This window comes from Curvibacter delicatus NBRC 14919 (assembly GCF_001592265.1).
GTDB classification, from domain to species: Bacteria; Pseudomonadota; Gammaproteobacteria; order Burkholderiales; family Burkholderiaceae_C; genus Hylemonella; species Hylemonella delicata.
Map to the genome: position 1 here is coordinate 1 of NZ_BCWP01000070.1, position 6,799 is coordinate 6,799.

At 63.2% G+C, this 6,799-nt stretch carries 7 protein-coding genes; 2 read left to right on the plus strand and 5 right to left on the minus strand.

Annotated features, from left to right (window positions below):
• Nucleotides 1-194 (plus strand): hypothetical protein (locus CDE01S_RS18905; protein ID WP_218016544.1); only part of this gene is annotated, 194 nt, incomplete at its 5' end.
• An 83-nt stretch (nucleotides 195-277) separates the two neighbouring features.
• Here the strand turns inward: CDE01S_RS18905 and CDE01S_RS17575 are convergent.
• The 3 genes from CDE01S_RS17575 to CDE01S_RS17585 all read right to left on the minus strand — a co-directional run bounded on the left by CDE01S_RS17575 (nucleotide 278) and on the right by CDE01S_RS17585 (nucleotide 3,663).
• The gene (locus CDE01S_RS17575) at nucleotides 278-1,459 is read right to left on the minus strand and encodes a sensor histidine kinase (RefSeq protein ID WP_066710746.1); all 1,182 of its coding nucleotides are present in this window, start codon (nucleotides 1,457-1,459) and stop codon (nucleotides 278-280) included.
• 16 nt (nucleotides 1,460-1,475) lie between these two features.
• A complete protein-coding gene (locus tag CDE01S_RS17580) occupies nucleotides 1,476-2,186 on the minus strand; it encodes a response regulator (RefSeq protein ID WP_066710749.1) in 711 nt (236 codons plus the stop codon).
• 139 nt (nucleotides 2,187-2,325) lie between these two features.
• Entirely contained in the window at nucleotides 2,326-3,663 is a 1,338-nt protein-coding gene (locus tag CDE01S_RS17585; protein WP_066710752.1) for an AmpG family muropeptide MFS transporter, read from the minus strand.
• A gap of 37 nt (nucleotides 3,664-3,700) precedes the next feature.
• Here CDE01S_RS17585 and CDE01S_RS17590 point away from each other — a divergent pair, with 37 nt between their 5' ends.
• Nucleotides 3,701-4,552: a M48 family metallopeptidase gene (locus tag CDE01S_RS17590; RefSeq protein ID WP_066710754.1), complete on the plus strand. Its 852-nt coding sequence runs from the start codon at nucleotides 3,701-3,703 to the stop codon at nucleotides 4,550-4,552.
• Nucleotides 4,553-4,730: 178 nt separating this feature from the next.
• Here the strand turns inward: CDE01S_RS17590 and CDE01S_RS17595 are convergent, their stop codons facing one another.
• Together CDE01S_RS17595 and CDE01S_RS18745 are read right to left on the minus strand one after the other, a co-directional pair.
• Nucleotides 4,731-5,369: an MBL fold metallo-hydrolase gene (locus CDE01S_RS17595; RefSeq protein WP_066710756.1), complete on the minus strand. Its 639-nt coding sequence runs from the start codon at nucleotides 5,367-5,369 to the stop codon at nucleotides 4,731-4,733.
• Between the two features lie 502 nt (nucleotides 5,370-5,871).
• Nucleotides 5,872-6,799, minus strand: a 928-nt coding sequence (locus tag CDE01S_RS18745; RefSeq protein WP_169802283.1) for a hypothetical protein, incomplete at its 5' end; no start/stop codon positions are given.

The window sequence follows — 6,799 nt, forward strand, 5'->3', positions numbered from 1 at the left end:
AAAAAAAAGCCACCTGGAAGGGTGGCTTTGAAAAGTCCTCGAAAGGACGTCGTTGGGACTCTTTGATTCCGCCGTGGCCTGCTGCTCTGAAGGCGGCATGGCTGGACGGAATCTTTCGTATGACTGTGACAGCAGTTGGATATAACTGTATCGAGCCAGATCGGTTTCGGATATCCCACAAATGGGGGATATGACTCCGGTTTTGTCCAAAAAAGAGACATTCCGCCCGGCCAGCCGGGTGCTGAGGGCGGATTTTGCTTAAGGCCCTGCCGGGGACTCAGGCCGTGGCAGGCAGTTCGACCACGAAACAGGCGCCGCCGCCGGGCCGCTCTTCGCAACGCACGCTGCCGCCATGGCGCGTGGTGATGGACTTGACCAGGGCCAGGCCCAGGCCGACGCCGCCATCGCGCTCGGAGGCGCCGGGCAGGCGGTAGAAGGGCTCAAAAATGCGTTCCCGCTGCGCCGGCGGCACGCCCGGACCACGGTCACTGACGCGGATCGTGACCTGCTGGCCGTTGGGCTGCAGGCTCAGGCGGATGTCGCCCGCGGCATGGCGGCGGGCGTTTTCCAGCAGGTTGCGCACCACCCGGCGCAGCAGTTTCGCCACGCCCGGCACCGGCAGACTGGTGCAACCGGCCGGAACCTCGAATTCGGCACCGGTCTGCGCGCACTCCTCGGCACACAGGCCGACCAGGTCCACCGGCTCCAGTGTGCCGATGTCGATCGGGCTGGCTTCAAGCCGGCTGGCCAGCAGGATCTCGTCGATCAGCTGGTCGAGTTCGTGGATGTTGCGGGTGATTTCCTCGCGGGCCGTGGCGTTGGGGCGTTCGCCCATGAGCTCCAGGCCCATGCGGATGCGTGTCAGGGGTGAGCGCAGTTCGTGCGAGGCATTGGCCAGCAGGGCCTTTTGGGACTGCAGCAAGGCCTGCACGCGTTCGGCCGCGATGTTGAAGCGCTGGGCCAGGAAGGCCACCTCGTCGCGTCCGTCTTCCGGCAGGCGGCGCGCCAGGTCGCCTTCGCCCCAGCGTTCCACGCCCTGTTGCAACGCTTCCAACCGCTTTGTCAGGCGCCGCACAATGGGGTAGGCGCCGAGCGCAACAGCCAGCGCGACCAGTCCGAGCAGCCAGACGAAGTCGAACGGCGGGCGCCACCAGGGCGGCGCCATCATGGGGGGCGGCCGGTTGGGGCGCGGCAGTTGCACGAACAGGGTCTGCCCATCGCGGGTCGGCACTTCGAATTCAAACCCCTGACCGGGCAGACGACCCGGGCGCACCACGGCCTGGCCAATGATGTCGCCGCTGGCGTTGCGCAACACGATCTCGCGTCCGGGGCGCTGGGCGCGTTCGCGATCCGCCTCCTGGCGCCAGAGCCAGCTGAACACCAGGGTCAGCATGACCACCGTGGCCACAACGGCCAGCCAGATGCGCAGGTACAGGCGTTGCGTCAGGGGCGTGCTCATGGCGGGCCTTCCGGACTCAGTCCTGCTGGCGGGCAAAGACATAACCGACACCGCGCACCGTGAGGATGCGCTTCGGATTTTTCGGATCCGCCTCGATGGCGGCGCGGATGCGGCCCATGTGCACATCGATCGAGCGGTCGAAGGCCTCCAGTTCGCGGCCGCGCACGGCTTCCATGATCTGGTCGCGCGTCAGCACACGGCCGGCCCGTTCGGCCAACGTCACCAGCAGGTCGAACTGGTAGGAGGTCAGTTCACAGGCTTGCCCGCTGACCGTGACGGTCCGGGCATCGCGGTCGATCGTCAGCGAACCGAAATTCAGTTGGCTGGTGGTCGGCGGGTCGTTGTCGCCGCGCCGGCGCAGGATGGCACGGATGCGGGCCAGCAGCTCGCGCGGCTCGAACGGCTTGGGCAGGTAGTCATCGGCGCCCATCTCCAGGCCAATGATGCGGTCCATCGGATCGCCTTTGGCGGTGAGCATCAGGATGGGGGTCTGCGCCAGACTGCCGGGCAGGGCGCGGATGCGGCGGCAGACTTCCAGGCCATCCATGTCAGGCAGCATCAGGTCGAGGATGATGAGTTGCGGCGGCGTCTCGTGGCTCTGCAGGCGCGCCAGGCCATCACTGGCGTCGGCCGCATGTGCCACTGCAAACCCCGACTGCGCAAGGTACTCGCTGACCATGCCCGCCAGGCGGGCATCGTCTTCGATCATCAGGAGATGCTGGCTCATGGGAGAAGTCTGTTCATGCAATAGGCATCATGATGACGTCTGGCCGTCAAATGCGCTTGAATCCGCGGTAAAGATAAGTAAACCGGGGCCTCTGTTTGCTATCAAAAATATAGCTGTTGGCGCATATTCAACAAGAGTTTCAGGCCGATTTTGTTCGAGATGCCAGCCAGACCAGCAACAGCACCGGCAGGCCCAGCAAGGCGGTGGCGGTGAAGAAGTGGGTGTAGCCGAAGGCGTCCACGTAGTCGCCGGAAAAGCCGGCCAGGAACTTGGGCAGCAGCAGCATCATGGAACTGAACAGGGCGTACTGGGTGGCCGAATAGCTGACGTTGGTCAGGCTGGACAGGTAAGCAATGAAGGCCGAGGAGGCGATGCCGCTGGCCAGGTTGTCGGCCGAGATCACGGCGATCAGCGCCGTCACATCGTGGCCGCGCGAGCCGAGCCAGGCAAACAGCAGGTTGCTGGCGGCGCTGAGGATGGCGCCGAGCATCAGCACGCGCATCACGCCCAGGCGCATGGCCAGCGCGCCGCCGATGAAGGCGCCCGCCAGCGTCATGATGACGCCGTAGATCTTGGTCACCGCGGCTACCTCGTCCTTGGTGTAGCCCATGTCGACGTAAAAAGGGTTGGCCATGATGCCCATCACCACGTCGCTGATGCGGTAGATCGCGATCAAGGCGAGGATCAGCGCCGCCTGCCATTTGTAGCGGCGGATGAAGTCGGCAAAGGGTTCAATCAATGCGCCCCGCAGCCATTCGCCCAGGTTCTTGGCCGGGGGCAGTTCGCGGCGTGCCGGCTCGGGGCTCAGCAGCACGGTCAGCATGCCGGGCAGCATGCTGGCGGCCATGGCCAGGTAGGCGGTCTGCCAGGCGGCGTTCTGGTAGGCGATGGCCCCCGCCACGGCCGGCGTCACTTCGGCGCGTGCAGCAAGCCACAGCACGCCGGCGCCGGCCCAGATCATGGCCAGGCGGTAACCGGTCTGGTAGGCCGCGGCCAGTGCGGCCTGGCGTTCCGCTCCGGCCGACTCAATGCGGAAGGCGTCGAGCGCGATGTCCTGTGTGGCCGAGCCGACGGCCACCAGCAGCGCGCACCACACCAGCGGCTCCAGCCCGAGGCGCGGATCCTGCAGGGCCATGCCGGCCAGGCCGGCCATGATGACAGCTTGTGCCAGCAGCAGCCAGCTGCGGCGCAGGCCGAGCCAGTGGGTCAGTCCCGGCAGCGGCAGCCGGTCCACCAATGGTGCCCAGACCCACTTGAAGGCATAGGCCAGCCCGACCCAGCTCAGGTAGCCAATGGTGCTGCGGTCAATGCCGGCTTCGCGCAGGCGGAAACTCAGGGTGCCCAGCACCAGCAGCAGGGGCAGGCCGGCAGAAAAACCCAGCACCAGCATGCGCAGGGTCGGGGCTTCGAGGTAGACACGCAGGGAGGCAAGCCAGGAGGTCTTGATTTGGCTGGTTTCAGCGGCATTTGAACTCATGCGGGAATAATAAGCGCTGCCTTGACCCGTCCGACCCATGCCGAAACGTGAACCTTTGAACCTGTTGCTCCAATCCCGCCGCTGGCTGGTGTGCGGTCTGCTGCCGTTGGCGCTGCTGGCACTGCCGGCGCTGGCACGCGAGGGGGTGGAGGTGGGCAAGAACTCGGCCTTCAGCAAGCTGGTGCCCGCCGACGAGGTGGAGAGCAGCGCCGGGCAGCAGTACAGCCAGCTGCTGGCCCAGGCACGTGCCAAGAACGCCTTGGCGCCGCGTGAACATCCGCAGCTGCAGCGCCTGCGCGCGATTGCGCGCAAGATCATTCCCCAGGCCTTGGGCTGGAACCCACGTGCCCGTGACTGGCAGTGGGAGGTCAATCTGATCGCCTCATCGCAGGTCAATGCCTTCTGCATGCCGGGCGGCAAGATCGCTTTTTACACTGGCATTCTCGACAAGCTCCAGCTTAGCGACGACGAGGTGGCCATGGTCATGGGCCATGAGGTGGCCCACGCCTTGCGCGAGCATGCACGCGAGCGCATGGGCAAGAGTGCGGTGACGCACGGCGCCGCGCGCATCGGCGGTGTGCTGGCGGCCGGCATCTTCGGCATCGATCCGCGCCTGACCGATTCGCTGGCACGCGGCGGTGCCAACCTGCTGACGCTGGAGTTCAGCCGCGAAGACGAGTCAGAGGCCGATCTGGTCGGCATGGAGTTGGCCGCGCGTGCCGGTTTTGATCCGCGTTCGGGCATCACCTTGTGGCAGAAGATGAGCGCGGCCAACAAGGGTGGCCCGCCGCAATGGCTGTCCACCCACCCTTCCGGCAAGACGCGCATTGCCGACATCGAGAAGAATCTGCCGAAGGTGCTGCCGCTGTACGAGCGCGCAATAAAGTAACACCCCCGACTCTCGTCCACTGCGTGTGGCTCGCACGGTGACTGCGCCAGAGGCTCAGTCTCTTCGACCTGTCCAAGCCTGCGCAGGCAGGCTTGGAGCCGCAGGTCTCAGCCCCTCAAGGGGGCGACGCCAGTGGCCCGGCGAAGCCGGTTCCACGGCGTCCTGCGCTAGTCAGGGGTCAGGTGCCACCCACAAACGGGTTGGTTTTCCGTTCGCGGCCGAAGGTGCTTTCGGGGCCGTGACCCGGGATGAACACGGTGTCGTCGCCCATCGGCCACAGGCGTTGCGTGATGCTGGCGATCAGCTGCGCGTGATTGCCCTGCGGGAAGTCGGTGCGGCCGATCGAGCCGGCAAACAGCACGTCGCCCACAAACGCCCGCTGGATCTCCGGCGAGTGGAACACCACGTGGCCTGGCGTGTGGCCCGGGCAATGGCGTACCTGCAAGGTGCTGTGGCCGATGCTGACGGTGTCGCCGTCATGCAGCCAGCGTGTCGGCGTGAATGATTCGGCATGCGGCAGCCCGAAGCGCTGGCCCTGCATGGGCAGGCCATCGATCCAGAACTGGTCGCCCGGATGCGGCCCGATGATGGGCAACCCCAGCTTTTGCGAGAGTTCCGCCGTGCCGCCCGCATGGTCGATGTGGGCGTGCGTCAGCCAGATCTGTTCCAACGTGACGCCCAGCTTCTGGACGGCATCGAGCAGCACCTCAAGATCGCCACCCGGATCGATGATGGCGGCCTTCATGGTCTCGTCACACCAGACGATGGAGCAGTTTTGCTGGAAGGCGGTGACGGGGATGGTTTCGTAGTGAAGCATGGCTGGCTGATAGGTGCTTGATAACAATGTTTCGATCTTGAGGACAATGTCTTGAATTTACACGGCTCAAATACTGAAACACCAAAGCCAATCTTTCGAACTTGATTGATCTATATTTGAAATTCTGACGTCTTCAGCGTTTTGCCTGAAGTGCGCAAACATAGATAACAATATTTTGAACTTGATTGGGGCGGCCGTTTAGGTAGCATTTACCAGTCTTTTTGGTTCCGACGTGGTTGGCCTCCGCTTAGCTGATGACTGCTGTGCAGCGAAAGCCGTCAGTTGGTGCCGTGTCGGGTGTGCCCACGAAACGCCATCAAGCAGTCATCCAGAGCGGTCAGCGGGGGGGCGTTCGAAATCTGCGCGACTCAAGCCGCGTCCTTTCCCCTTGGGCGATGAGCTGGGCGGTGGCAGGCAGCTTGTCCTTGGCCTCGGCGAAAACGGTTAAGCCACCCGCGCAGTTCGCCGCCCCTGTGAGTTAATCCTCAAGTAAGCGGCCGATTTAGGGAGTTTCCGCCATTAAGAAGCCCTTCTCGATCAGCTCTTTGGCCAGCTCGGGAGGGAACATCACTTCGCCCATGGCATCGTTTCGCCCAAAACTCAGTATGCCATCCAGCACACCGTCCAACCGGCCGCTCCGCATGGACGACAGAGAGAGTCCTTTCACAGATTCAGACAGCGGCTCAATCCAGTCGGAGGCCGGCTTGGTTGCATCCACGATGGAGAAGAGTCTCGCGAGAAGAGAGAGCAATGGCTGGGAAGGTCCTCGTATGCTCAAGGTGCTTAGCACATCGCCTAGAGGCCACGTGATCGACAGCGCGATGCTCTTAATGCCAAGTTTCGAAACATCCGTCGCCAGCGCTGCGGCAAGGTCTTGAACCTGTTGATACATGCTTCCAGGGAAGCATTCAGACGAGCCAAAGAGGAGCGGAACCAGCTCAAGTCGATTGTCAGGAACTCTCATCGACGCAACCGAGGTAAGCGAAAGTCGGGCCCGCAACATCTCGTCGACCACACCAATACCCGTCTCCATGACTGAGACGGTGTGCTTTCCGTCGGGCAGGAGAACGCGTCTTAACGCAAGGTCAAATTTCTTGCTGAGACGACCAGGTCGAAGGTGAATAAACGCGCAGAGTGGATTCTCGCTATCGAGCACGATATCAGATGACACATCTGCGTGCGCCACCGCCGCCGGTGGCCTATCCGATCGTTCATCTCCACCCTCATCCGTCAGTTCTTCCTGCGGAGCACCAAGGTACTCAGGCACAAGTGGGTTGCCCCTGAAATAATCGCTCAACAACCGCTTCCAGATATCGATCGCAAGCTCGCCGTCGAAACGAAAGAGCTTCGTGTATTCGGAATGTTTGCCCGCATGGTCAATGCTTAGGTCAATCCGTCTGAGATAAGACTCAGCCGGATATGCACGGATA